Source organism: Pseudomonas sp. GW821-FHT02A11 (assembly GCF_059421985.1).
Genome location: NZ_JBWKWB010000010.1, coordinates 1 through 23,300, shown reverse-complemented (window position 1 = coordinate 23,300; position 23,300 = coordinate 1). Strand labels below are relative to the sequence as shown.

Annotated in this window: 23 protein-coding genes; 6 read left to right on the top strand and 17 right to left on the bottom strand. The window is 61.3% G+C overall.

What is annotated here, in order from left to right; translation table 11 throughout:
- Window positions 1-145 precede the first annotated feature (145 nt).
- Together AC07V9_RS15940 and AC07V9_RS15935 are read right to left on the bottom strand one after the other, a co-directional pair.
- A complete protein-coding gene (locus tag AC07V9_RS15940; RefSeq protein ID WP_495016634.1) occupies window positions 146-763 on the bottom strand; it encodes a response regulator transcription factor in 618 nt (205 codons plus the stop codon).
- Window positions 764-778: 15 nt separating this feature from the next.
- Window positions 779-2,281, bottom strand: coding sequence for an ATP-binding protein (locus AC07V9_RS15935; protein WP_495016633.1), 1,503 nt, complete (start codon window positions 2,279-2,281; stop codon window positions 779-781).
- Window positions 2,282-2,709: 428 nt separating this feature from the next.
- On the opposite strand from AC07V9_RS15935, the gene AC07V9_RS15930 reads away from it, so the two are divergent.
- Window positions 2,710-3,918 carry an MFS transporter gene (locus tag AC07V9_RS15930; RefSeq protein WP_495016632.1) on the top strand — a complete coding sequence of 403 codons (1,209 nt, stop codon included), beginning with the start codon at window positions 2,710-2,712 and terminating at the stop codon, window positions 3,916-3,918.
- Window positions 3,919-3,923: 5 nt separating this feature from the next.
- On the opposite strand, the gene AC07V9_RS15925 is transcribed toward AC07V9_RS15930, so the two are convergent.
- Both AC07V9_RS15925 and AC07V9_RS15920 read right to left on the bottom strand, forming a co-directional pair.
- Entirely contained in the window at window positions 3,924-4,796 is an 873-nt protein-coding gene (locus tag AC07V9_RS15925) for an AraC family transcriptional regulator (protein ID WP_495016631.1), read from the bottom strand.
- Between the two features lie 231 nt (window positions 4,797-5,027).
- Window positions 5,028-6,020 (bottom strand): MBL fold metallo-hydrolase, encoded by a 993-nt coding sequence (locus tag AC07V9_RS15920; RefSeq protein WP_495016630.1) that lies wholly within the window; start codon window positions 6,018-6,020, stop codon window positions 5,028-5,030.
- A 200-nt stretch (window positions 6,021-6,220) separates the two neighbouring features.
- Between AC07V9_RS15920 and AC07V9_RS15915 the strand changes: the two genes are divergently transcribed.
- On the top strand, window positions 6,221-7,651 hold the full coding sequence (locus tag AC07V9_RS15915) for a mechanosensitive ion channel domain-containing protein (protein ID WP_495016629.1): 1,431 nt from the start codon (window positions 6,221-6,223) through the stop codon (window positions 7,649-7,651).
- Between the two features lie 54 nt (window positions 7,652-7,705).
- Here the strand turns inward: AC07V9_RS15915 and AC07V9_RS15910 are convergent, their stop codons facing one another.
- Complete coding sequence (locus tag AC07V9_RS15910; protein WP_495016628.1) at window positions 7,706-8,386, bottom strand: GntR family transcriptional regulator; 681 nt, start codon at window positions 8,384-8,386, stop codon at window positions 7,706-7,708.
- 440 nt (window positions 8,387-8,826) lie between these two features.
- On the opposite strand from AC07V9_RS15910, the gene AC07V9_RS15905 reads away from it, so the two are divergent.
- The gene (locus tag AC07V9_RS15905; protein ID WP_495016773.1) at window positions 8,827-9,609 is read left to right on the top strand and encodes a substrate-binding periplasmic protein; all 783 of its coding nucleotides are present in this window, start codon (window positions 8,827-8,829) and stop codon (window positions 9,607-9,609) included.
- Window positions 9,610-9,792: 183 nt separating this feature from the next.
- Here AC07V9_RS15905 and AC07V9_RS15900 read toward each other — a convergent pair whose 3' ends face one another.
- The 4 genes from AC07V9_RS15900 to AC07V9_RS15885 form a co-directional block, all read right to left on the bottom strand.
- Window positions 9,793-10,071 carry a LysR family transcriptional regulator gene (locus AC07V9_RS15900; RefSeq protein WP_495016627.1) on the bottom strand — a complete coding sequence of 93 codons (279 nt, stop codon included), beginning with the start codon at window positions 10,069-10,071 and terminating at the stop codon, window positions 9,793-9,795.
- Window position 10,072: 1 nt separating this feature from the next.
- Window positions 10,073-10,384 carry an antibiotic biosynthesis monooxygenase gene (locus tag AC07V9_RS15895; protein ID WP_495016626.1) on the bottom strand — a complete coding sequence of 104 codons (312 nt, stop codon included), beginning with the start codon at window positions 10,382-10,384 and terminating at the stop codon, window positions 10,073-10,075.
- A 261-nt stretch (window positions 10,385-10,645) separates the two neighbouring features.
- On the bottom strand, window positions 10,646-11,053 hold the full coding sequence (locus AC07V9_RS15890) for an SRPBCC family protein (protein ID WP_495016625.1): 408 nt from the start codon (window positions 11,051-11,053) through the stop codon (window positions 10,646-10,648).
- 27 nt (window positions 11,054-11,080) lie between these two features.
- Window positions 11,081-11,878 carry an SDR family NAD(P)-dependent oxidoreductase gene (locus tag AC07V9_RS15885; protein ID WP_495016624.1) on the bottom strand — a complete coding sequence of 266 codons (798 nt, stop codon included), beginning with the start codon at window positions 11,876-11,878 and terminating at the stop codon, window positions 11,081-11,083.
- A gap of 353 nt (window positions 11,879-12,231) precedes the next feature.
- Here AC07V9_RS15885 and AC07V9_RS15880 point away from each other — a divergent pair, with 353 nt between their 5' ends.
- Window positions 12,232-13,095: a hypothetical protein gene (locus AC07V9_RS15880; protein WP_495016623.1), complete on the top strand. Its 864-nt coding sequence runs from the start codon at window positions 12,232-12,234 to the stop codon at window positions 13,093-13,095.
- 185 nt (window positions 13,096-13,280) lie between these two features.
- On the opposite strand, the gene ycaC is transcribed toward AC07V9_RS15880, so the two are convergent.
- The 8 genes from ycaC to AC07V9_RS15840 form a co-directional block, all read right to left on the bottom strand.
- Window positions 13,281-13,901 (bottom strand): isochorismate family cysteine hydrolase YcaC, encoded by a 621-nt coding sequence (gene ycaC / locus AC07V9_RS15875; protein WP_495016622.1) that lies wholly within the window; start codon window positions 13,899-13,901, stop codon window positions 13,281-13,283.
- Window positions 13,902-14,024: 123 nt separating this feature from the next.
- Window positions 14,025-15,863 (bottom strand): amidohydrolase, encoded by a 1,839-nt coding sequence (locus AC07V9_RS15870; RefSeq protein ID WP_495016772.1) that lies wholly within the window; start codon window positions 15,861-15,863, stop codon window positions 14,025-14,027.
- 148 nt (window positions 15,864-16,011) lie between these two features.
- Window positions 16,012-16,644 carry an antibiotic biosynthesis monooxygenase gene (locus AC07V9_RS15865; protein WP_495016621.1) on the bottom strand — a complete coding sequence of 211 codons (633 nt, stop codon included), beginning with the start codon at window positions 16,642-16,644 and terminating at the stop codon, window positions 16,012-16,014.
- Entirely contained in the window at window positions 16,637-17,053 is a 417-nt protein-coding gene (locus AC07V9_RS15860; RefSeq protein ID WP_495016620.1) for a DoxX family protein, read from the bottom strand. The genes AC07V9_RS15865 and AC07V9_RS15860 overlap by 8 nt, the downstream gene beginning before the upstream one ends.
- A gap of 203 nt (window positions 17,054-17,256) precedes the next feature.
- Window positions 17,257-17,910 carry a hypothetical protein gene (locus AC07V9_RS15855; RefSeq protein WP_495016619.1) on the bottom strand — a complete coding sequence of 218 codons (654 nt, stop codon included), beginning with the start codon at window positions 17,908-17,910 and terminating at the stop codon, window positions 17,257-17,259.
- Between the two features lie 83 nt (window positions 17,911-17,993).
- Entirely contained in the window at window positions 17,994-18,500 is a 507-nt protein-coding gene (locus tag AC07V9_RS15850; protein ID WP_495016618.1) for a GNAT family N-acetyltransferase, read from the bottom strand.
- Between the two features lie 543 nt (window positions 18,501-19,043).
- Window positions 19,044-20,318 carry a glucarate dehydratase family protein gene (locus tag AC07V9_RS15845; protein ID WP_495016617.1) on the bottom strand — a complete coding sequence of 425 codons (1,275 nt, stop codon included), beginning with the start codon at window positions 20,316-20,318 and terminating at the stop codon, window positions 19,044-19,046.
- 18 nt (window positions 20,319-20,336) lie between these two features.
- Window positions 20,337-21,722, bottom strand: coding sequence for an MFS transporter (locus AC07V9_RS15840; RefSeq protein ID WP_495016616.1), 1,386 nt, complete (start codon window positions 21,720-21,722; stop codon window positions 20,337-20,339).
- 88 nt (window positions 21,723-21,810) lie between these two features.
- Between AC07V9_RS15840 and AC07V9_RS15835 the strand changes: the two genes are divergently transcribed.
- Together AC07V9_RS15835 and AC07V9_RS15830 are read left to right on the top strand one after the other, a co-directional pair.
- On the top strand, window positions 21,811-22,710 hold the full coding sequence (locus tag AC07V9_RS15835; RefSeq protein ID WP_495016615.1) for a LysR family transcriptional regulator: 900 nt from the start codon (window positions 21,811-21,813) through the stop codon (window positions 22,708-22,710).
- A 39-nt stretch (window positions 22,711-22,749) separates the two neighbouring features.
- Window positions 22,750-23,151: a hypothetical protein gene (locus AC07V9_RS15830; RefSeq protein WP_495016614.1), complete on the top strand. Its 402-nt coding sequence runs from the start codon at window positions 22,750-22,752 to the stop codon at window positions 23,149-23,151.
- Window positions 23,152-23,300: the final 149 nt, after the last annotated feature.

Here is a 23,300-nt window from a genome sequence, read left to right as displayed (position 1 = left end):
CAAAATGCCCCCAGAAAGGAGGGCCGCCAGCAACAGCGGCGGCACGAATCATAAGCTGAACTTTGTTGCCTTCCTAGTTGGCCCTAATGGCATGTGGCATGACATATGAAGTTTAATTCTGCGCACATGGATATTTGTGCGGTATTCATTCAAAGCCTTCGCCAAGGCGCTCGTGCATCTTCAATAGTTCGATGACATTGCACGCATTCATCTTTGTCATGACGTGCTTTTTATGAACTTTTGCGGTGACTTCGCTGGTGCCCAGTTCCGAGGCAATTTGCTTGTTCATCTTGCCGGTGATCAATAGCGCCATGACTTGTTTCTCGCGCGGCGTCAGTTGGTTGAAGCGCTCACGGGCGTCGCACACCAGGCCACGTTCGCAGAGATTGCGGGCATCGGCGGCCAGCGCCTGGCGCACCTGATCCAGCAGATGTTCAGGCTCGAAGGGCTTGGTCAGGAACTCATGGGCGCCGGCCTTGATGGCCTTGACCGACATGGCGATGGTGCCGTAACCGGTCATGAAGATGATCGGGAAACGCTGGCCGCGAGACTGCAGTTCATCTTGCAGGTCGAAGCCGGTGCCTTGGGCCAGATTGACGTCGAGCAGCAGGCAGGTCGGTGCGGGGTCCAGTGTTTGCGCGAGAAACGCCTCGGCGCTTTCAAACACGTTGCAGGCAATGTCTTCCGAGCTCAGCAGACGCTGCAGCGCGGTCCGGATGGCGGCGTCGTCATCAACCACATACACCCTGGGGGTCACTCTCATACACACTTCCGTCGTTTAGCGGCTGACCGCCAGTACTCTCTGATGCCGGGCATGATACCCGCCGGGGCTGACGGGCACAGCCCCGAAGTCGGGCGCCGTAGCCAGCATAGACGCCGCATAGTTGTAACGCGGGTCGAACTTGAGGGTTGCGCCGGTAATCTCTTGCGACTGCACCACCCGCAGGCAGGCGCGGGTCGCGGCCGACATGCGGTAAAACCGGAAGGGCCCCTGGGCCGACACCATCAGCAGCGACTTGGTGGCCAGACGAACCATGCAATCCATGATGCACGAACGGGCCAACGTCGCGCATTGCAGCGCGTGACAGGCCTGTTCCAGGGTGAACTGGCCGTCCAGATCGGCCAGCAGCCGCAGCACCGCGCGTTCGTCCTGACTCAGCAGGCGATAACTCCAGGCCAGTGAGGCGTGCAACGTCTGCTGACGCGCCGGGGCCGTACGCAGGCTGGCGGCCAGCAGGTGCAGGCTTTCATCGAGACTTTCGAGCAACTGATACAGACCCAGCGCACACGCCCGTGCCGCAGCCATTTCCAATGCCAGAGGCATGCCGTCCAGACGCCGACAGACCTCGCCCACCAGCTCAATGCTGTAGTCGTCCAGCTCAGGGTCACTGATGTTGACCATTTGGCAATCCAGCGCCCGCCAGTGCCGCAAAAACAACTGCGCCGAGCCGGTTTCGAGAATGCTCTGGCGCGACGCGTCGGCGCCTGTCACGGTCAGTGGCGGGACTTGCAGGCTGCGCTCACCGGCGATGCGCAAGGGCTCGCGGCTGGTGGCCAGAATGCGGATGCCTGCCACGCCTTGCAGCAGCTGCTCGACGACGCCTGCCACCTGATCGATCAGGTGTTCGCAGTTGTCGAGAATGATCAGGCCGGGATGTTCGATCAGGTGGTGAATCAGCGCCTCAAGCCCGCCCGCCTCCACGCCCAGCGCAACCGCCAGGGCTTCGGGCAGGCGCTCGGTGCTGGCGACCTGAGCCAAGGGCACGAAGTACACTGGGATTTCGCCCCGCTCCAGACGCTGCTGCCCCAGGGCCACGGCAAGGCTGGTCTTGCCCACGCCGCCGGGGCCGATCAGGGTGATGAGCGCATGAACATCGGCCAGGGCGGCATTGACCTCATCGAGCAAGGCGCAGCGTCCCACCAGATCGATGGCCGCTGCCAGGCGATTGCCGCCCACGGTGCGCAAACGTTGCGCGGTGGCGGCTTCATCGTGAAGGCCTGCGCCGTGCGCTGCGACCTCTCCGCCCAGCAGCATGTAGCCGCGTCCGGGAATGGTGCGGATCAAGCCGCGATCACTGCCTAGCGCCTTGCGCAACCCGGAGATGTGCACCTGCAAGTTGTTTTCTTCGACGACCGTGTCTGGCCAAACACACTGAAGGATCTGCTCTTTGCTCACCAGGTGGCCCTGATGGCGAATAAGCAGCTCGAGAATATCGAATGCACGAGTGCCAATGCGCAGGGCAACGCCGTCTTTGAAAACATCCCTGAGTTCCAGGGACACGGTAGCCTGACCTAGACTTATCATCGTATTCACGCAGTCCTTAGAGTGGATTCGCACGCCCTGGTGACATCGAATGTGTTCACCGGTAAACCGTGCGAACGCACTCAATGCAGCTGACCCATTTTTAATCAGCGTTCATCTAATCAGTAAAAAGGATTAACCGATATTACCTGTAGGGGTAGTTGCAGTCGGGTAGTTGCAGTCGGGTACTTGAGTCGGAGGATGGCATTGGGTATTCCTCCGAATAGCGCCATCAACTTCATGACCATGGCCGAGTTAATGACAGATAAAGCGCTTGGGCCATTGCGCTGTACGCAACGGCCTTTTGCGTCGCGCTCCTCTACTGCGCAGGCCTGGGCTGCCTTAACGTCGTCGCCATGAACGGGTCGCCTCGACCTGCCTCGTTTCACTGACATGAGCGAACTGACATGAACACTCCCTTGACTTCCACGCTGCAGGCATCGGCACCGGGGCTGACCCGCGCCATGGTGCTGCTGTTTGCGTTTTGCTGCGGCGCCATCGTCGCCAACCTTTACTACGCCCAACCTATCGTCGAACTCATCGCGCCGGACCTTGGCCTGGCCAGCGGCAGTGCCAGCCTGATCGTGTCCCTGACCCAGATCGGCTACGCGTTGGGCCTGTTGTTTCTGGTGCCGCTGTCGGACTTGATCGAGAACCGTCGGCTGATGATCGCCACCGCCGTGGTCGCCGCCGGCAGCCTGTTTGCAGCGGCCACCCTGCACCACGCCCAAGGCTTTCTGCTGGTGTCGCTGCTGATCGGCTTCAGTTCGGTGGCCGTGCAGATGCTCATCCCGCTGGCGGCGCATCTGGCGCCTGAGCATTCGCGTGGTCAGGTGGTGGGCAGCATCATGAGCGGGCTGCTGTTGGGCATTTTGCTGGCCCGGCCGCTGTCGAGCCTGATCGCCGACCATTTCGGCTGGCGCGCGGTGTTCATCTACGCCGCGTTACTGATGCTGGCGATCATTACTGTGCTGGCGCTGACCATCCCGCGTCGGGTCCCGGATCACAAAGCGACCTACGGGCAACTGCTCAAATCCCTGCTGACACTGCTGCGCAAGCATCCGGTGCTGCGCCAGCGAGCGTTGTATCAAGGGCTGCTGTTCGCTGCGTTCAGCCTGTTCTGGACGGCTGCACCGGTGGAGCTGGCGCGTCATCACGGCTTGTCCCAGAGCCAGATCGCGATCTTTGCACTGGTCGGCGCCATCGGGGCCATTGCAGCGCCGATGGCCGGGCGTCTGGCCGATGCCGGGCATACCCGTCGCGCCTCGTGGGTGGCGATGATCCTGGCACCCGTCGCCTTCCTGTTGGGGCTGACTGAACCGGGTTACAGCGTGATCGGCCTGGCGCTCACCGGTGTGCTGCTGGACTTTGCCGTGCAGATGAACATGGTGCTGGGCCAGCGGGCGATCTACGCGCTTGACCCTGCCAGCCGCGGGCGCTTGAACGCGCTGTACATGACCAGCATTTTCGTCGGCGGCGCCATTGGCTCGGCCCTGGCCAGCAGCGTGTATGAACAGGCCGGCTGGAGCGGCGTGGTGATGCTGGGTGCAGGTTTGCCTGCCCTGGCGCTGCTGGCATTCGTGCTGGTGAGTGTGACCCGCGGGCGCAACGCCTGATCGGTCTATTGGGGCAAGAAGACGGTCCCGCGCTGCCGACTGCGCCAGGCGCTGGGGGTTTCTCCGGTCAAACGGGTGAAGACCCGCGTCAGGTGCGGTTGGTCGGCAAACCCGCACTCCTGGGCAATTTGCGCCATGGCAATGGTCGGCACCGCTCGCAGCAATTGCTGAGCCCGCTCCACGCGCATGCGCAGCAGCCAGGCGTGGGGCGCCATGCCGGTAGCCTGTTTGAAGGCCCGCGAAAAGTGGCTGCGGGTCAGCGAGCATTCCTGAGCGATGCGCTCCACCGACAGCTCGCCATCGAGGTGATGAGCGATCATTTCCTTGGCAATCGCCAGTTGCGCAGCCGTCAGCGCTGCATGGGTTTTGCCGGAAGCCGGCACCACGCGCCCGTAGCGTTCGACGGCATGGCTGGCCATCGCCAGCAGCAGGTGATCAAGGAACAACCGATTGGCCATGTCCGGTCGCTGCAACGCCGGCAGCATCGCCTGAGCCAAGTGATACAGCACCGGGTCTTCAACCCCGCCCTGCTCATAACGAAACACGCCGATCTTCTTGCCGCCCTGCTCGGCCTGCAAATCGTCAAGCAGCTGCCGCGGGAGGATCAGGCGCAGGTTGTCGTAACCGGAACGGTGCTGGCAGCGCAGTTGATCGCCCATGAACGGCAGCGACACACTGCCCTGCCGATAGCCCCCGGAGTAGCTCAGGCGGCGTCCGCGCCACAGGCGATGGGCCGAGAAATCCTGCAGCTGGACGATGATCGAGAAGGCGTCCACGCAGGGAATCTCGATGATCGTCTCCGGATCGGGCATGGGCTGACGGACGCGAAAGGCAGAAAAAGCCTCGCCGCTCAACTGGGTGATCTGGGGTGCGCTCAAGGTCCGGTCCTGTCTGAGTAGTGATGTGGCCGCCATCGCTCCAGAGTGTGTAAAAACTGCTGCGCTCGATGATGCTGCGTTAAAAACAGGCGAAAAATGCTCATTTAGAACACCTGGAGTCGGTCGCGACCCCGGCCGTTTTTCGCCTGTTTTTGCCTTGCCTCACCTTCGCTCGCGACGTTTTTACACACCCTGGCTCACTCTCCCTGAACTCAGGCGACCCCCGCAATGCTAGTCGATCAACGGCACGTGCGCCGCGCGCTGGTACGGGCCATATTCCACCGGCACCCACTGGAAGCGCTTGCCGATGCTTTCGATGTGCCCGGTACCGGGAAACGGCAAGTGCGCGGCGGCGACCCAGACCTTGGTTTTCGCAGCCTCGGTGAACACTGCATCACGACTGGCAATGGCGTTCTTGCTGTTTTCATCGAAGCTGATGCTGACCTCCGGATGATCGAACTGCACGGCCAGGTTGTGCACCAGATCGCCAATGAAGACGATGCTCTGGCCTTTGGACGTGAACTGGTAGGTGGTGCTGCCCGGGGTGTGGCCAGCTTCAAGGGTGGTGCGCACCTCGGCAATCGGCGACTGGCCGGGGATGAAGGTCTTGAGACGCCCCGCCGCGACATACGGCGCAGTGGAATCCTGGGCGATCCTGAAATAGCCCTTGGCCTGTTCGGGCGCGCGGGCCAGGGCCGCCGGGTCGAGCCAGAAATCGGCTTCAGGCTTGGCGGCGTACACCGTGGCGTTGGCGAACACCGGCTGTTTGTTGGCGTCCACCAGGCCGCACACGTGATCCAGGTGCAAGTGGGTCAGGAAGATCGTGTCGATCTGCTCCGGCTGATACCCCGCCGCCTTGATGTTCTGCGAGAGCATGCCAGCGGTTTCACCGATGCACTGGCCAGCGCCGGTGTCGACCAGAATCAGGTTCTTGCCGGTGTTGATCAGAAAAGCGTTGAACGCGGTCTGCACGCCCGGAGTTTCGATGGCGTGGCGGGCCAGTTGCGCGCGGATCTGCTCAGGCTTGAGGCCCTTGAGCAGCTTGGGTGAGAGGTCGTTGTAGCCATCGAACAGCGCCGTGACTTCGTAATCCCCCACCGCCAGCCGGAAATAACCGGGCACCTGGGTTTTCTGTTGCGCAGGGGGCGCTGCGAAAGTCAGCGTCGAACACAGGGCCACGCCCAGGCCGACGGCGCGAGCGAGGGGAAGCAGGGATGAGCGCATAGAGGGCCTCGATACGGACAATGATGGAATGAGGGCTCGATGGTGCAGCCCGCAAGGGGCGCGGGATTGAAGCAATGTGCTCGTTTTCGCGACCCGGCTTGCGAGCCCACGGCGCACGCGATCGGTTATAGACAGCCCGCCCCCTCGATCCCTAACATCCGCGTGCCACAGCGCCCGCCTTTTTTCAGTGGAAGCCCACCATGCCTTCAGACGTCCCTCACTATTCCTTCGCCTGGAGCCTGCTGTTACTGCTGGCCGACGTGCTCGCCTGGCACCTGCTCGCCGACCGCAATACCATGGCCCGCATCGTCATTCGTCTGCTCGGCTTCGTCGTCTACAGCCTGGTGATCATCAACGCCGGAGTCAGCCCGTTGGAAGCCCCGGCCTGGCCGGACAACAGCGCCATGCAATTTGGCGCCACGGCGCTGGCCATTGTCTGGTGGATGTACGCCGCGCGAACCCTGACCGTATTGCTGGGGTTGCTGCTGACCGGCCGCGTCGGCCACAGCGGACGCCTGTTGCAGGAGGTCATCGGTGCGGTGATCTTCCTGATCGCCATCGTCGCGGCGGCGGGATACGTGCTGCAGTTGCCAGTCAAGGGCTTGCTCGCCACCTCGGGCGCGATGGCGATCATCGTCGGCCTGGCCTTGCAGAGCACCCTGAGCGACGTGTTTTCCGGGATCATCCTCAACACCACCAAGCCGTATCAGGTCGACGACTCGATTTCCATCGACGGCATGGAAGGCAAGGTCATGGACATCGACTGGCGTGCCACGCACCTGCTGACCGGGGTCGGCACCATGGTGGTCATTCCCAACTCGGTGGCGGCCAAGGCCAAGATCGTCAACTTGAGCCGACCGGTCCATATTCACGGCGTGTCGATCAACATCATGATGTCGCCGCACATTCGCCCCCGCCGGGTGCTCGATGCCCTGGAACGCGCCCTGCAGGGTTGCAGCGCCCTGTTGCAGACGCCCAAAGCCCGCGCGGTGGTCAAGGACACCAGCCCCACCACGATTGAATATTCCATGACCGGTTTCATCAGCGATCTGGGCACCAAGAGCGATGTGCGCAATTTGCTGTTCGACCTGGCCTACCGTCATCTGGAAGCGGCCGGCATCGCCTGGCAATCGGAAACCACGGCCGAGGAGGTCTCACGCCCCCGGGCGCTGCTGGATGAGGTGAAGGTGTTTCGCACCAGCACCGCCGAAGAGAAGAATCAGCTGGCGCAGACCATGGTGTCCCGCGAGTACACCGCCGGGCAGACGATCATCGAGGTGGGTGAGGTGACTGACGGTCTGTTCGTCATCGCCACGGGGGTGGTCTCGGCCAACGTTCCGGACGGCAATAACATGGTCGAAGCCGGGCGCATGGGTCCCGGTGAGGTCATGGGCGAGCAGAGTGTGCTGTCGGACACGCCGTCGGAGGGGCGCTTTATCGCCCTGACCTCTTGTGTGATTTACCGGATCGACAAGGCGGCTACGCGCAAGGCGATGGAACAGCGGGTCGAGATCACCACGGCGCTGAATAAGCTTCAGGCGATCCGTCAGCAGACCAGCCAGCATGTGTTGTTGCGCAAGCCGGTGGCGGTCAAGAAGAGCAATTTTTTGGGGTGGTTGCAGAAGCGCTAGCGGGTTTGCGGTGCCTGACGGCAAAGGCCAGCTCAGGCACGGGTCGACACGCGGTCACTGGACCGTATGCCCGCCATTGTCGGCCAACAACTCCAGCACGTTCCTGGAAGCATTTTCCACGTGAAGCAAAGCCGCCGCACACGCCCCGTCCTCATCACGCAGCTGGATATTGCGCACGATTTCCTTCAGCTCGGCCAAGGTATGCGGCATCCGCCCCTCACGCCCAAGCGACAACGCCCGCAGCAGACTCACGCGATTGTTGAGCTGCTCAAGCATCCCCCCGACCACCCGGCTCTGCTCGATATCGAGGAGCACGTGATAAAAGCGCCGTTTGATGTCCAGCAATGCCGTGCCGTCGACACTGGTCGTGCGTGATTGCTCGGCGAACTCATCGAACACCTCGGCCAGTTCGCCGACGTCTTCATCCGTGGCATAACGCACGAAATTCCGCACGGCCAAGACCTCCAGAGCGCCACGCACGTCATAGATCTGCACGGCGTCCTTGGCGTCGACCGAGGCCACGTAGGCCCCGCGATGGGGCACTTGTTCCACCAGACCTTCGGCCTCCAGTTGACGCAACGCCTCGCGTAACGAGGTGCGGCTGACGTCCAAAGCGGTGTACAGCTGCTGCTCCACCAGTCGATCGCCGGGCTTGAAGCGGCCGGAGATGATTTCATTGCGCAGTGCATCCTGCACTTGATGTCGCAAAGACGACGCCTGGCGTAATACTTTCATGCTGTATTCCTGAAGACCTTTGAATGTCATGGCTGCGGCCCCCGCAAAGCGAGTGGCCGCCGAATCGAATCCGGGGGCCGATCCTCATGATCCGGCCCGCCGAGAGCAATCGTATTGTATTACAGGTCATTTCGGAAAAATAAATCAGCACTTCGTCTGCGTCACCACCTGCGCTGACCTTACAGTGGCAGGTCTACCCGGCGCGCATGGGTGGCCGTTGGCGTGCAAAACAGAACTCGTTGAGGCGATAAGTAATTGGCTGCAGGATAAAAATTGTACTAAAAGAAAATCAACCCATCGCTAACAGGAGCGCGTTTATGCCGCAACGCTCGTCATTAAAAGTATTCCCACTGGTCTTCCAGGAGGCGACGAGATACTTTGGTGGCTGCGCTGCGCAGAAGGGTCATTCCAGCACGTACTTGGCGCGGATACAGGTGAAAATGATTTCCCGATTTTTGAGACTGTCGTGCGCTGTCCTGTTACTCGCTGTCTCAGGGCTCTGCTGCACCGCAGATACAGCCGCAGCCCAGATCCGAGTGGTGACTGAAGAATTGCCGCCATACAACATGGCAGAAAACGGCAAAGTCACCGGCCTGAGTACGGAAATCGTGCAGGCAGTCATGGCCGGTGTGGGGCTCGACGCCAAGATCGAAATCCTGCCGTGGGCGCGCGCCTATGACCTGGCGCAACATGCCGACAACGTCCTGATCTATTCAATGGCGCGAACCCCAGAGCGCGAACATCTCTTCAAATGGGTCGGCGCCATCGCACCCACCACCTGGTTTTTATACAGCCTTTCCGAAAGACCTATCTGGCTTAAAACACTCGACGATGCACGTCAGTATCACATTGCGACCGTTAACAAGGACGTCGGTGAGCAGTACTTGATCGCCCACGGGTTCCAGGTCGGCAAAGAGCTCCAATCCAGTAGCATGTACGAGAACAACTACCGCAAGCTAAAGGTCGATCACGTTGAGCTGTGGATCTCCAACGAGCTCAACGCTATTAACCTGATGCGCAAAAATGGCGATGATCCCGAAACGACGATGGTGCGCTCCCTGCCGTTACCCGAGCTATCCAGCGAAGAAGGGCTGTACATGGCGTTCAGTCCAGGGACGCCAGAAGCAACCGTCGAACGATTCAGGACAGAACTGGATCGGATCAAGCGAGACGGTACCTATCAAGCTATCGTCAAAAAATGGCTCGAAAGCCCTTCACCTTGATCACGTCGGATAGAGACCCTACGCCCTGTTCTCCATGCAATGAACAACCCTACGAAGTGCAACTTCAACAAGGCGAGTTCCACAATCCGCTGAGTGGTATCGAGCGCCAAGGTAGACGCGATCGCGCCAGAGGCGAACCGTAAACCTGAGACTTTCGAAAGCCGCTGGCCGATGAAGAAGCGGTCAGGCGTGGCGCATGACCGCTTCGATCTGCTGCATGGCTGGCAGCAGGGTTTCGGCGATTTCCTCGGCCTTGGGCGTAGGCTGCATCTTGCGGTTGCGACGCAGGAACAGTGGATCATCGAAGCACTGACGCAGACGCACCAGCGAACCGCTCACGGCGGGCTGGCTCACGCGCAGATGGCGCGCGGCCTCGCTGACGTTGCGCTCGCGGAAAATCACCAGAAAGGTCAGCAAGAGGTTGAGGTCGATGCCCAAGAGGATGTCTTCGTTGAGGGACATGTCAGGCCGCCTTTTCGCTCGCTTCGACGACGAAGCTGTTGAAGTGCAGGTGGCTGATGGCGCCGCTCTGCAGCAGTTCCATGAAGCCATTGAGTTCGGGATGGGAGAAATGCGCGTGCATCTGGGTCTCGGACTGCCAGTAGCCGCTGACGATCCAGGACGTTTCGTCGAGGTTGCTGGGCACGAAGGTATAGGCGACACACGGGGTGGTGTTTCTCAGCACGTCGAGCATATGCGGTACGCGCGCGCCGATCTCACTGCAACGACCCTGGGTGGCGTGTATCTCTACGGTGTTGATGGCCGAAACAAGCATCATCCTCTCCTGCGACAAATGATCGGGTAAGTTTGACGTCCGGGCACGCGTGGATAAATCGCGTGTTCGGAGTTTCAGCATTGCGGATTAAGCGACAATTAAAGCGCACTTGAACGGTGGAATGTCATCTGTGGGAGCGCATTCATTCGCGAGAGGCCCCTACATCCGATGAATCTCTTTTGGATGTACCAGAGTCTCGCGACTGAATTCGCTCCCACAGGTTTTGAAGCAACCGGGCAATCCCGCCGCCCGGTTGATGCGTCAGAAATTACCTTTCAACGCGTCCAGCCCGCCCTGATAGATGCCCAGAAACAGCGCCTCAGCCTCGGCATCGGAAATGCCGTTCGGCGTAAACGAGCCCGACCACTCGACCAGCGCGGCCTGATCGCCCTCAGCTGTCACCTTCAGAGTCGCCATGTAATCCGTCACCGGGAACGGGCCCTTTGTGATCGAGTAGCTGTAGGTGCGGCCCTTCTCGTCAAAGGATTGCAGACGCTCGCTGATTTCAGCGCCGTCCTGGGTCGCCAGGTGACGCACGCGGCCACCGGCGTCGGACGCGCTCTTGGCAATGAACGGCAGCCAGTCCGGCAGGGAATGAAAACCGCCCACCAATTGCCAGACCGTGTCCGCCGAAACCGGGATACGCAGGGTTGCAGATGCTTTTGCCATGGTGCTGCTCCAATAAAAAATGTTCGATTAAATAGCCAGGCTGTCGACCACGCCGCCATCGACCCGCAAGGCCGCCCCGGTGGTAGCCGATGACAAGGGAGAGGCCAGATAGGCGACCAGATTGGCCACCTCATCGACCTCCGCTGCGCGCTGGATGATAGACGAAGGCCGGGCGCGACGGACAAAGTGATCGGCTTCATCGCGGGCGCTGCGACCGGACTCGGCAATCGCGTCTTTGAGCATTTCTTCGACGCCGTCGGTGAAGGTCGGCCCCGGCAGGATCGCGTTGACGGTCACACCAGTGCCCGCCAAGCGCTTGGCCAGGCCGTGGGACACGGCGAGATTGGCCGCCTTGGTGGTGCCGTAGTTGATCATGTTGGCCGGAATCGCCACGCCGGACTCGGACGAAACGAAGATCACCCGCCCCCACTTATTTGCCACCATGTCGCCGACGTAATGTCGCGCCAGGCGCACACCGGAGATAACGTTCGTCTCGTAGAAGCGGCTCCACTCCCCATCGGGGGTGTCGAAGAAATCCACTTCGTTGAAGATGCCCAGGTTGTTCACCAGGATGTCCGCACGAGGCTCGGCGGCAAACAGATGCCGGGCGCCTTCGGCAGTGCCGAGATCCGCCACCACGCCGCGCAATTGCGCTTCGGGCACGTCACGCTTGATGGCGGCGATAGCCTCCTCCACTTTCGCCGCAGCGCGGCCGATGATCACCACCGTCGCCCCCGACAGCGCCAACGCCTTGCCAATGCCCAGACCGATGCCGGCGGTCGAGCCGCTGACGATGGCCAGTTTTCCAGTCAAATCGATTTTCATCTTTGCACCTTGATATATGAGTTGGCCGGGATGACTGAGCAGCTCCCGTGACCTGTCACCAGAGGTGACCTTGAGGCAAAGCGTAAAGCCGTTAACAAAGACCGTCCAAGACGTAATTTGGAATAGTTGATACCTGCCAGGTCTAACACCCTTCAAAACGCCGTATCAGAGCCTGGTTCGCCCTTCAGTTGTGTGGGAAACGGCCGACTAACTTGTCAGACCCGATACAAATCCCGTGTATTGTGTCGCCCACGAAAAACAACACTGACGCCCGACGCCACACGACGACGGGTCAAACCGCAAGCTGATTCAGGCGCGCCCCCTTTGGCGCCGCCACTGCAAAGGAAGCCAGGATGATCGTCAACAACTCCTCGAATGCAGCGTTGGCGGCGTACGCCAGTTCCGCCCCGCGCAAGACTGTCGCCGACAGCAGCAGCGTCAATCGCTCGACCGATCAGAGCGACGACCACAGCCAGACCGGCAACACCGACTCGGTCAGCCTGTCCAGCACCTCCACCCAGTACAGCCATTCCATCGCCAACTACTCGCCCTTCTTCCCGGTGCGCTCGGGGATGGCCGCCGACGCCTTGGTGCTGGGCGTTTCCCAGCCCGGCGCGGTGTCCAGTTCCAAGGATTTGAGCTTCGCCGATGCCGCCACCGACGCGCGCAAACGCATGGATGACAAATACGCGCTGATGAACAATAGCGGCAAGCCGTACGATGGCACTGACACCGACCGCAATTCGTTGCTGGGCGATCTGGACCGTCGCTCGCTGTACGCCGTGGCGACTAACGAAGGCGGCAAGTTCAGCGACGATGAGCAGGCCGCAGCCAAGGGCCTGATGCGTCAGCAGGAGCGTCTGGCCAGCGGTTATTACAGCGGGCCAGCTGATCAGCAGAAGTATTTCACCGACCCCTACGCCAACGACCCGGTCGGCCGCGCCAAGGCGGCACTGGCGTTTCTGGACAACATGAGTCCCGAAGAAAAAGCCGCGCCTGAGTGGTTGTCCCAGCACCAGACGTTGAGTGATGCGCTGGCACAAAGCGGCAGCGATGACTCGACCACGACGAAAAAAGACAAGGGGCACTTCCACAACCTGTCGGAGATCCTCGCGGGGATCGACACCGATGGTTCGCAGAGCAAGGCGGCAGGTGACAAGGATTCGGGCGGGACGGTGTTCGAGCAGGTGAAGGCCGGGTTGCGGGCTGCGCAGTAATCCAACACACCCTGAATGATTGATCACCGCCTGAATAAACCTGTGGGAGCGAATTCATTCGCGAGAGGCCGGTACATCCGATAAACCTGTTTTGGATGTACTGCCATCTCGCGAATGAATTCGCTCCCACAGGGGATCATCGGCGTCAGTTGTATCGGGGCGCCCTCCCTGGCATTAACCCCGTCTTACTTGCTGAACGTGGTGTAACTGTTGATCAGGTTGCGGTAGTTCGGGATGCGCTGGGACAGCAGGTTGGCCAGGCCTTCCATGTCGTTGCGCCAGTCGCGTTGCAGCTCACAGGCCACGGCGAACCAGTTCAGCAGTTGCGCGCCGGCGGCAGACATACGCGCCCACGCCGCTTGCTGAACCACTTCGTTGAACGTGCCAGAAGCATCGGTGACCACGAACACGTCAAAACCTTCTTCCAGCGCGCACAGGGTCGGGAACGCCACGCAGACGTCTGTCACCACACCGGCGATGATCAGCTGTTTGCGGCCGGTGGCCTTGATCGCCTTGACGAAATCTTCGTTGTCCCAGGCGTTGATCTGGCCAGGGCGTGCGATGTACGGGGCGTCCGGGAACATCTCTTTAAGTTCAGGTACCAGCGGGCCGTTCGGGCCGGATTCGAAGCTGGTGGTCAGGATGGTCGGCAGTTTGAAGAACTTGGCGCAGTCGGCCAGAGCCAGCACGTTGTTCTTGAACTCGTTCGGCGTGAAGTCCTGCACCAGCGAGATCAGACCGGTTTGGTGGTCGACCAGCAGAACGACGGCATCGTTGATATCCAGACGCTTGTAGGGAACGGTCATGATTGACTCCATTGAGTGAGTGACATGTGTGTTTCTTCATTGCCCAAGGGTCTGCGAACCACGCCGCCCCAAGGCCTCGCCGGTGTGCACCGACGAGGGTTTCATGCGCGTTTCAACGGTGGATCAGAACGCGAAGCACGAGCAGCCGAACGCACCCCAGAAACCCTGGAAGTCGCTGACCGGGGCCTTGGACAAGCGCGCCTTGTCATGGCTGTGGGCATGCACACCGCACGGCCCGCTGCACTGGTGCACGGCAGCGGCCATCGGTGCGCCCTGCCGCCAGTGACCCGGCACTTTCGCCACCGGCGACCAGTCCGGCAGGACTGGCACGGTCGGCGGCGCTAGGTCTTCGAACTCGTGGGTGGCGTAGACCACCTTGCCGTCGACGACGGTCAGCACTGACTCGATCCACTTGATCGACTCTTCCGGCACGCTGAAGAAGTCCTGAGACAGGGCCACCACGTCCGCCAGCTGGCCGACCTTGATCTGGCCTTTCTTGCCCTGCTCGGAGGAGAACCAGGCGCTGCCACGGGTGAACAGCTCAAGCGCGGTTTCGCGAGACAGCCCTTCCGGATACAACTCAAGGCCGCCGACGGTGCGACCGCTGACCATCCAGTACAGCGAAGTCCACGGGTTGTAGCTCGACACGCGCGTGGCGTCGGTGCCAGCGCCCACCGGCACGCCTTCGGCCAGCATGCGCTTGATCGGGGGCGTGGCCTCGGCGGCACGCTTGCCGTAACGGTCGACGAAGTACTCACCCTGGAACGCCATGCGGTCCTGGATGGCGATGCCGCCGCCCAGTGCTTTCACTCGCTCGATGTTCTTCGGCGAAATGGTTTCGCAGTGGTCGAAGAACCACGGGATGCCGCCGAACGGGATGTCACTGTTGACCTTCTCGAACACGTCGAGCATGCGCGAGATCGATTCGTCATAGGTGGCGTGCAGGCGAAACGGCCAGCGGTGCTCGACCAGATGACGCACGACAGGCTCAAGGTCCTGCTCCATGCCTTGCGGCAGGTCCGGGCGGGGTTCGAGGAAGTCTTCGAAGTCGGCTGCCGAGAAGGTCAGCATTTCGCCGGCGCCGTTGTGACGCAGGAAATCGTCGCCCTGATGCAGCTTGACGGTGCTGGTCCAGTGCTTGAAGTCAGCCAGTTCTTCTTTCGGTTTCTGGGTGAACAGGTTGTAGGCGATGCGCACCGTCAGCTGCTTGGCCTCGGCCAGCTGGGTGATCACCTGGTAGTCATCCGGGTAGTTCTGGAAGCCGCCACCGGCGTCGATGGCGCTGGTCAGGCCCAGACGGTTCAGCTCGCGCATGAACTGACGGGTCGAGTTGACCTGGTATTCCAGCGGCAGCTTCGGCCCCTTGGCCAGCGTGGAGTATAGAATCATCGCGTTGGGACGGGCGACCAGCATGCCGGTCGGATCGCCATTGCTGTCACGCACAATCTCACCGCCCGGCGGGTTCGGCGTGTCGCGGGTGTAACCGGCCACGCGCAGGGCGGCGCGGTTGAGCAGCGCACGATCGTACAAATGCAGCACGAATACCGGGGTGTCCGGCGCGGCCTGGTTCAGCTCTTCGATGGTCGGCAGGCGTTTTTCAGCGAACTGGAATTCGTTCCAGCCACCGACCACGCGCACCCATTGCGGCGTCGGTGTGCGGTCTGCCTGTTCCTTGAGCAGGCGCAAGCCGTCGGCCAGGGACGGCACGCCTTCCCAGCGCAGTTCCAGGTTGTAGTTCAGGCCGCCACGGATCAGGTGCAGGTGCGAGTCGTTGAGGCCGGGGATCATCGTGCGCTTGTGCAGATCGATGACCTGCGTGGCGTTGCTGCGCAGGGCCATGATCTCGGCATCGCTGCCCACGGCAACGAACTTGCCCCCGCTGATGGCCACGGCACTGGCCCTGGGTTTTTCCTGATCGACCGTGTGAAAGTTACCGTTGAAGAGAATCAGATCGACGTTCATCGCGCCTCCGGGGGCAGAAGATTTGGACGCACCGACCGCAAAGCCGGTGACAGGGAGTGAAGAAAGGATCGCGGCGGCGGCGCTGAGCAGTGAGCCCTTGGCGACGAAATCGCGACGCTCGGTGCTGGCAGGCAGATCCTCGTTGGCGTCATCCTTCATGATCGGCGCCTGCAGCCGGCTCAGGTCTGGCGTTCAGCCAGGGCGCGGCCAGTCGGGTGGCCTGAGGCATCAGCAGATACACCACCAGCAGCACGATGGTCACGGTGACCAGCGCGGTGCTGATCACGTAGTTGCCCAGTGGCGGGAAGGCGCGAAACACCGGCCCCCACAGCAGCGGGATCAGCAGGGTCAGCGGGCAGATCACGAAAAAGGTCACCACGGCCTGCTTCCAGCGCGGCGGCGGTGGCGTGTCGCTGGCGGGCACGAACCAGAATTCGTTGTGACGATTGACCTCGGTGAAGTCGCCATCGGCCAGCATCGGTGCGGCCTCGGCGACCAGTTCGCGGCGCTGGGAGGAGTCGAGCCAGCTCTGCATCACATCGGTCGAACAGAAGCGCAGCACGCAGGTAAACATGTGCAAACCGTCCGCCTTGCCGCGAATGACATCGACCCCCAGATGCCCGGGATAGGTGCTGGCAATCGCCACGGTGCGGCGTAACCAGGCTTCGTATTGCGCCTCAAGGCCCGCCTTGACGCGGTGCTTGACCACCAGCGTGACGATCTCGTCGGATGAGAGTTTCGACGTCGGGGTGACATCGGCGGAGATGGCGGAATCAGGCATAGCGAAGCGCTCCCGGGAGACGGACTTTGAGCGCCAGACGGCCAGGTCCGGCGATCAGCACACTGGCAAAGATGATGATGAGCAACCAGCCGAACTGCCCCTGCTCCACGCTCCACTCGCTGTGCACCACGACCAGCGCCACCAGCAGTAGAAACAGAATAGGCAAGCACGCCAGACGCGCCAGCACGCCGGTCAGAATCAGCAGCGGGCACAGCACTTCGGCAAAGATCGCCATGCTCAGGGTCAGCGCCGCGCCCATGTGAAACGGGTCTTCGATCAGCACCATTTGCGCCTTGAAGTCCAGCAGCTTGGGCAGCCCGTGAACGAACAGCAGAAACGACGCACCGCTGGTCCGCAGAAACAGCAGGCCCAGGTCTTGCGAGCGGTCATTGAAAGTCGAATAGCTCATTGCCCACCAACACCTTCATCGGAAATCGCCACGGCGTGAAGACGGCCAGGGGCGAGGAATGAAGACATAGTGTCGCGCTGGGACTTCAGGGTCTTGAACAGACGTGCTGCGGATGGATGCTTTGTGCGGGTGGGAATTGTTACCCGTTTTTGAGGGGGGAGCCGGTCAACTCCGGGCTCCCATCGGGCATGGGGTCCAATGCCTCAATTGGCGTCCTGCACTTGCCCCTTGCGCTCCATGATCATCCGCTCCCCGCTCTGCTGACGTTGCTGTTGCAGGGGATCGCTGGAAACAGCGGGCTGCGTGGCCGTGCCACCGGTGCCTTGGCGCAATGCAGGGTTGGTGGTCTGAGTGTTGCTGCCATTCGTACTGTTGGCGTTCGTGCCATTGGCGTTTGTGCCATTGGTGCCGCTTGCGTTCGTGCCGTTGGCATTGGTGCCGTTGGTGCCCGTGGCGTTGGTGTTGCTGCTGTTACTGCCGTTGGTGTGGGCAGCGTCGGTACCGTTAGCGTTCGTCCCGTTGGTGCCATTGGCGTTGGTATTGCTGCTGTTGCTGCCATTGGTGTGGGCTGCATTGGTGCCGTTGGCGTTGGTGCCATTGGTTCCGGTGGCATTGGTGTTGCTGCTATTGGTGCCATTGGTGCCGGCAGCGCCGGTAGCCGATGAGCCACTGCCCGCGGCCCCAGCCCCGGCCGCTCCCCCACCCGCGGCACCCGCGCCACCGCCCCCGCCACCAATGCCTGACGCGGCAATCATCAGCGGGGTAGCCTCGAAAGACTGCGCCATGGCGCCCATGGAGGCCGTCGCCGCAGTCATCAACACCAGGTGCATCAATACCTTGCGTGAACCGATCATCATCGCGTCTCCAGAATGACTGCAGAGGGTCTGTTGGTTCGAAACCGGACAAGCGACAGCGTTCGATTTATTACGCGAGCGGCCGCTCAGAGCGGGCATTGCATGTGGGTGGTCTGCCACAGCGGGTCATCTTCGACGTCGATGATCGCGAACCCCTGACGCTGCCAGAACGCGATGGCACCGGGCAGAAACGGATGGGTGTGCAGGTAAAGCACCTCAACGCCTTGCCCGATGGCGGACGCTTTCAAAGCCGTGAACAGCCGTGCGGCAAGGCCCAGGCGTCGTACAGCGGGGTCGATGAACAGCCGCACGACCTCCACCACCCGAAGGCGCTGGTAATCGAGCTGGGAAAAGCGCCCGTCGTAAGGCAGATAACCGATGGCGCCTAGCAGCCGGTCACCCTGACGAGCGATCAGAAATCGCCCGCCGCCGGCGTTGAGGTAAGTGCTTGCGAAATGCTGCAGGTCGTCCGGCATCACGGCGTCCAACATCGGGAACATCGCGGATCGAGCCCGCATAACGAAATCCACGACTTCGGGGATTTCGTCGGGGCGGATTTCATTGATCTGGATGGGGTGCGATTGCAGAGACATCGGTGAGGGCTTCGAGCGAAATACCGATCATATCAGCCTCACGGCCCAGCCCGTACTTAAGCTGGCATCGAACCTGTAGGAGACGTCGGAGGTTACGACGGCAGCGACAGCGGTTAGATCTGACACATCGCGTTCGCGGCTGTCGCACAGCTCCGGCAGCTCCTACAAGGTTATTGCTCGTCACAATACTGTGGCTGCCACAGACCCTGTAGGAGACGTCGGAGGTTACGACGGCAGCGACAGCGGTTAGGTCTGACACATCGCTTTCGCGGCTGTCGCACAGCTCCGGCAGCGCCTACAGGGTTCGTGCTCGTCACTATGCTGTGGCTGCCACAGACCCTGTAGGAGACGTCGGAGGTTACGACGGCAGCGACAGCGGTAGGTCTGACACATCGCTTTCGCGGCTGTCGCACAGCTCCGGCAGCTCCTACAAGGTTATTGCTCGTCACAATACTGTGGCTGCCACAGACCCTGTAGGAGACGTCGGAGATTACGACGGCAGCGAATGCGGTCTGTCAGATCCTCATCGGAGACCATCCTGCCCTAATAACGAGGCTTTACCGCCTTCCAGTCCGGTTTGTATTTTTGCATCTGCTTCACGTCATCCCTGGAGCGAATGCCGCACGTCAGGTACTGATCGTTGAGCTTGCCCAACTGGTCGTAATCCAGCTCCAGGCCCAGCCCAGGATCACGGGTGATCTTCACGCAGCCATCGACGATCGGCAGTTTGCCGCCCTTGATCACCTCTTCATCCGGCTCTTGCCACGGGTAGTGGGTGTCGCAGGCGAAATCCAGATTCGGCACCGCTGCCGCCACATGGGCCATGGCCATCAGGCTGATGCCCAAGTGCGAGTTGGAATGCATCGACACACCCAGCCCGAAGGTTTCGCACATTTTCGCCAGTGCCTGGGTGTCGCGCAGGCCGCCCCAGTAATGGTGATCGGCCAGAACGATCTGCACGCTGTTCTGCGCCACGCTACGGCGGAACTCGTCGAAATCGGTGACCACCATGTTGGTCGCCAGCGGCAGCCCGGTGCGCCGGTGCAGCTCGGCCATGCCATCGAGGCCTGGGGTCGGGTCTTCATAATATTGCAGGTCATCGCCGAGTAATTCGGCCATGCGAATGGAGGTATCCAGCGACCAATTGCCATTCGGATCGATACGCAGCGGGTAGCCGGGAAACGCCTTTTTCAGCGCCTTGATGCATGACACTTCGTGCTCCGGGGCCAGTGCGCCGGCCTTGAGCTTGATGCTCTTGAAGCCATACGCCTCGATCATCCGCCGCGCCTGAGCGACGATCTGCGTTTCGCTCAGGGCCTCCCCCCAACTGTCCGGCGCATAGGGCGAATCGGCGTGCTGCGCATACTTGAAAAACAGATACGCACTGAATGGCACCTGATCGCGCACCGCGCCCCCGAGCAAGTCCACCAGCGGCAGGTTCATCGAACGCGCCTGCAGGTCGAGAAACGCCACTTCGAACGCCGAATAGGCGTTGCTCACCGCCTTGCTCGCATGAGAGCCCGGCGCCAGCTCGGCCCCGGCGATGCTTGCCGGTTTGTGCGCGGCGACTGTGGCCTTGACCACGGCCTTGAGCTGCGCGAGGTTGAACGGGTCCATGCCAATCAACTGGCTCTGCACCTGCTGCTGGATCGCCAGCGCCGGAGCATCGCCGTAGCTTTCGCCCAAGCCGATGTAGCCGTTGTCGCTTTCTATTTCGATGATCGAACGCAGGGCGAAGGGTTCGTGGATGCCGCTGGCGTTGAGCAGCGGTGGGTCGCGAAATGCGATCGGGGTGACAGTGACGCGCGTGATTTTCAAAAGACTTCTCCCGGTCAATCAGGGTTTGAGGCTTGGGTTGGAGCTCAGGGAACTGGCGGCGCGCAACGAAGCGGCCGGTTCAAGCGGGAGGCGATGCGGGTCGCCTTTGGGCGTGGTGCGGGCGAAGAAGATCACCACCGCAGCCACCAGCGAGGTAATCGCCAGGCCATACAGACCGCCCTGAATGGAGCCGGTGGTCTGCTCCAGAAAACCGAAAGCCGTGGGCGCGACGAACCCGCCCAGGTTGCCGATGGAGTTGATCAGGGCAATCACTGCTGCGGCGATGCGCGCATCCAGATAGCCCTGGGGAATGGGCCAAAACAACGCCGACGCGGCCTTGAACCCTATCGCAGCAAAGCAGATGGCGACGAAGGCAAATACCGGCCCGCCGACGGTGGACATGAACATCCCGCACGCCGCGATCACCAGGGTCACCGCGACCCACGCCTGCTGATGCTTGAAGCGCGCGGCCAGGGCGGCGAAGCCGTACATGGCGACGATGGAAATGATCCACGGAATCGAGTTGAACAGGCCGACTTCGAAGTCGCTCATGCTGCCCATTTTCTTGATCATGCTGGGCAGCCAGAACGTCGCGCCGTAGATCGTCAAGGCCACCGAGAAATAGATGAAACAGAACAGCAGAATCTGCCGATCCGCCAGCAGCTTGAAGATCGACGGTTTGACCACCTGCGCCGCCTCACGGGCCCGTTGTTCCGCTGCCACCGCACTGATCAGTGCGCTCTTCTCTTCTTCGGTCAGCCATTTCGCTTCGCGAGGGTGAGACTGCAGCCAGAACCAGACGAAACCGCACAAGGCAATCGAGGCAAACCCTTCGATCAGAAACATCCACTGCCAACCGTGCAGGCTCAGGCCGTTAATGCCCAAGAGCGCTCCGGACACGGGCCCGGAAATCACCGACGCCACTGCCGAGCCGCTGAGGAAGATGGCCATGGCCTTGCCGCGCTCAGTCGAAGGCAACCACTGGGTGAAGTAATAAATGATGCCGGGGAAGAAGCCTGCCTCCGCGGCGCCGAGGATGAAACGCAGCACATAGAAGCTGGTTTCGCCGCGCACGAAAGCCATCGCCATCGCCGCCGCGCCCCAGGTGAGCATGATCCGCGTCAGCCAGGCGCGGGCGCCGAAGCGCTGCAGCAGCATGTTGGAGGGCACTTCAAACAACGCGTAACCGACGAAGAACAGACCAGCGCCCAGCCCGTAAGCGGCTGCGCCGATGCCCAGATCGGTTTCCATGTGGCTGCGCACGAAGCCGATGTTCACCCGGTCGATGTAGTTGACGATGAACATGATGACGAACAGCGGCAACACATGCCGTTTGACCTTGACGGCCGCACGGGCAAGGACCGCAGGCGAGGATGGGGTATTCAAGTGGCAACTCCCGTTCATTGTTTTTTTGGGGATGTGCCGATGATGGACTGGGGTATTGTTCCCGTCTAATCTAGATTGACTGTCGATTGATACCCGGAATATATCAATGTTCGAACTGGCCCAACTGCGCTGCTTCACCACGGTGGCGACCGAGCTCAACTTTCGCCGCGCCGCTGAGCGCCTGAACATGACCCAGCCGCCTCTGAGTCGGCAGATCCAGTTGCTGGAGCATCATCTGGGCGTCGACCTGTTTACCCGCAGCACCCGCAGCGTCGCCCTCACCGCCGCCGGGCGCGCGTTTTTCATCGAAGCCCAGCACTTGCTGGAACGCGCTCAACAAGCGGCCATCGCCGCCCGGCGCTTTGCCGAAGGCGACATCGGCTCGGTGACGATCAGCTTCGTCGGCAGCGCGGTGTACGAGTTTCTGCCCCGGGTCATCGCCGAAGCGCGGCTGAAGCAGCCCCACGTGAAAATCTCCCTGACCGAGATGAATACCTACTCCCAACACGAAGCCCTGCGCGCGCGACGCATCGATCTGGGCATCGTGCGGGCGCCGCTGCTGCAATCGGGCTACGAGACCGAATGCCTAGTGCGCGAACCTTTCGTGCTGGCAGTACCGAGCAGCCACCCGTTGGCCAGCGCCCAAACCGTGAGCGTGCAGGACCTCGATGCCCAGCCGTTTCTGATGTATTCGCACTCGGCCTACCCGCCATTCAACGAACTGCTGACCGGCACCCTGCGCTCGGCTCAGGTTGCGCCCGAATACGTGCAATGGCTGGGTTCGTCGCTGACCATTCTGGCGCTGGTCAACGCCGGTATGGGCCTGGCGCTGGTGCCCCGCTGCGCGACCAATGTGGTGTTCAAGAACGTGGTGTTTCGCGACATCGATCTGGGCGAAGGGGTGCAGAGCGAGCTGCATCTGGTGTGGCGCTCGGACAACGACAACCCGGCGTGCATGATGTTGCTGGAGGCGATTCGCGCGGCGGTCAGGGCGCAGATCGAATGATCTGTAATTCCCGGATGGCCCTCGTTATGATCGGAGCCCATGACCCCCACACTGCCGATCCGCTCCCCCTGCCCGCCCGGCGCCTGCATCTGCGACCGTGAACGTCTGCTGGAAACCACCGGCACGGATCTGCGCATCCTCAACCTGACCCGTCAGGAAGAAAAACGCCTGCTCGATCGACTGGAAAACATCGCCAGCCTCGATGACCTGGAACACATGCAGCGGCGCATGTTCCAGCTGCTGGGCATCCGCCTTGAGATCGGCCCCGGCTTCAACGAAGTGCGCACCATGCGTGGCATCGCCATCGACATCGCCGACCTGCCGGGCATGTGCCGCAAGACCCGCGCAGCGATTCCCGCCGCCATCCGCCGAGGCCTGGAAAAACGCCCCGAGATCGCCTGGCGGTTGCTGGATGCGCATGACCTGTTGCGGGATGCGTGAGATAGCGACACGTTTTCTGTGGGTTCAAACCAGACTCAGCCGCCACGCGGTTTAACCCGTGGGAGCGAATTCATTGGCTATGTCTGCGTTAATTGTTGCGCAGGTTCATAGCCAAGCGCTTCCTTCAGCAAAATCAATGGGTTGAGCTG

Excerpts from the sequence above, each read along its gene's own strand:
- AC07V9_RS15940 (WP_495016634.1), bottom strand. The coding sequence starts at position 763 with ATGAGAGTGACCCCCAGGGTGTATGTGGTTGATGACGACGCCGCCATC.
- AC07V9_RS15930 (WP_495016632.1), top strand. The coding sequence starts at position 2,710 with ATGAACACTCCCTTGACTTCCACGCTGCAGGCATCGGCACCGGGGCTG.
- AC07V9_RS15920 (WP_495016630.1), bottom strand. The coding sequence starts at position 6,020 with ATGCGCTCATCCCTGCTTCCCCTCGCTCGCGCCGTCGGCCTGGGCGTG.
- AC07V9_RS15915 (WP_495016629.1), top strand. The coding sequence starts at position 6,221 with ATGCCTTCAGACGTCCCTCACTATTCCTTCGCCTGGAGCCTGCTGTTA.
- AC07V9_RS15910 (WP_495016628.1), bottom strand. The coding sequence starts at position 8,386 with ATGAAAGTATTACGCCAGGCGTCGTCTTTGCGACATCAAGTGCAGGAT.
- AC07V9_RS15905 (WP_495016773.1), top strand. The coding sequence starts at position 8,827 with ATGATTTCCCGATTTTTGAGACTGTCGTGCGCTGTCCTGTTACTCGCT.
- AC07V9_RS15900 (WP_495016627.1), bottom strand. The coding sequence starts at position 10,071 with ATGTCCCTCAACGAAGACATCCTCTTGGGCATCGACCTCAACCTCTTG.
- AC07V9_RS15895 (WP_495016626.1), bottom strand. The coding sequence starts at position 10,384 with ATGCTTGTTTCGGCCATCAACACCGTAGAGATACACGCCACCCAGGGT.
- AC07V9_RS15890 (WP_495016625.1), bottom strand. The coding sequence starts at position 11,053 with ATGGCAAAAGCATCTGCAACCCTGCGTATCCCGGTTTCGGCGGACACG.
- AC07V9_RS15885 (WP_495016624.1), bottom strand. The coding sequence starts at position 11,878 with ATGAAAATCGATTTGACTGGAAAACTGGCCATCGTCAGCGGCTCGACC.
- AC07V9_RS15880 (WP_495016623.1), top strand. The coding sequence starts at position 12,232 with ATGATCGTCAACAACTCCTCGAATGCAGCGTTGGCGGCGTACGCCAGT.
- ycaC (WP_495016622.1), bottom strand. The coding sequence starts at position 13,901 with ATGACCGTTCCCTACAAGCGTCTGGATATCAACGATGCCGTCGTTCTG.
- AC07V9_RS15870 (WP_495016772.1), bottom strand. The coding sequence starts at position 15,863 with ATGAACGTCGATCTGATTCTCTTCAACGGTAACTTTCACACGGTCGAT.
- AC07V9_RS15865 (WP_495016621.1), bottom strand. The coding sequence starts at position 16,644 with ATGCCTGATTCCGCCATCTCCGCCGATGTCACCCCGACGTCGAAACTC.
- AC07V9_RS15860 (WP_495016620.1), bottom strand. The coding sequence starts at position 17,053 with ATGAGCTATTCGACTTTCAATGACCGCTCGCAAGACCTGGGCCTGCTG.
- AC07V9_RS15855 (WP_495016619.1), bottom strand. The coding sequence starts at position 17,910 with ATGATGATCGGTTCACGCAAGGTATTGATGCACCTGGTGTTGATGACT.
- AC07V9_RS15850 (WP_495016618.1), bottom strand. The coding sequence starts at position 18,500 with ATGTCTCTGCAATCGCACCCCATCCAGATCAATGAAATCCGCCCCGAC.
- AC07V9_RS15840 (WP_495016616.1), bottom strand. The coding sequence starts at position 21,722 with ATGAACGGGAGTTGCCACTTGAATACCCCATCCTCGCCTGCGGTCCTT.
- AC07V9_RS15835 (WP_495016615.1), top strand. The coding sequence starts at position 21,811 with ATGTTCGAACTGGCCCAACTGCGCTGCTTCACCACGGTGGCGACCGAG.
- AC07V9_RS15830 (WP_495016614.1), top strand. The coding sequence starts at position 22,750 with ATGACCCCCACACTGCCGATCCGCTCCCCCTGCCCGCCCGGCGCCTGC.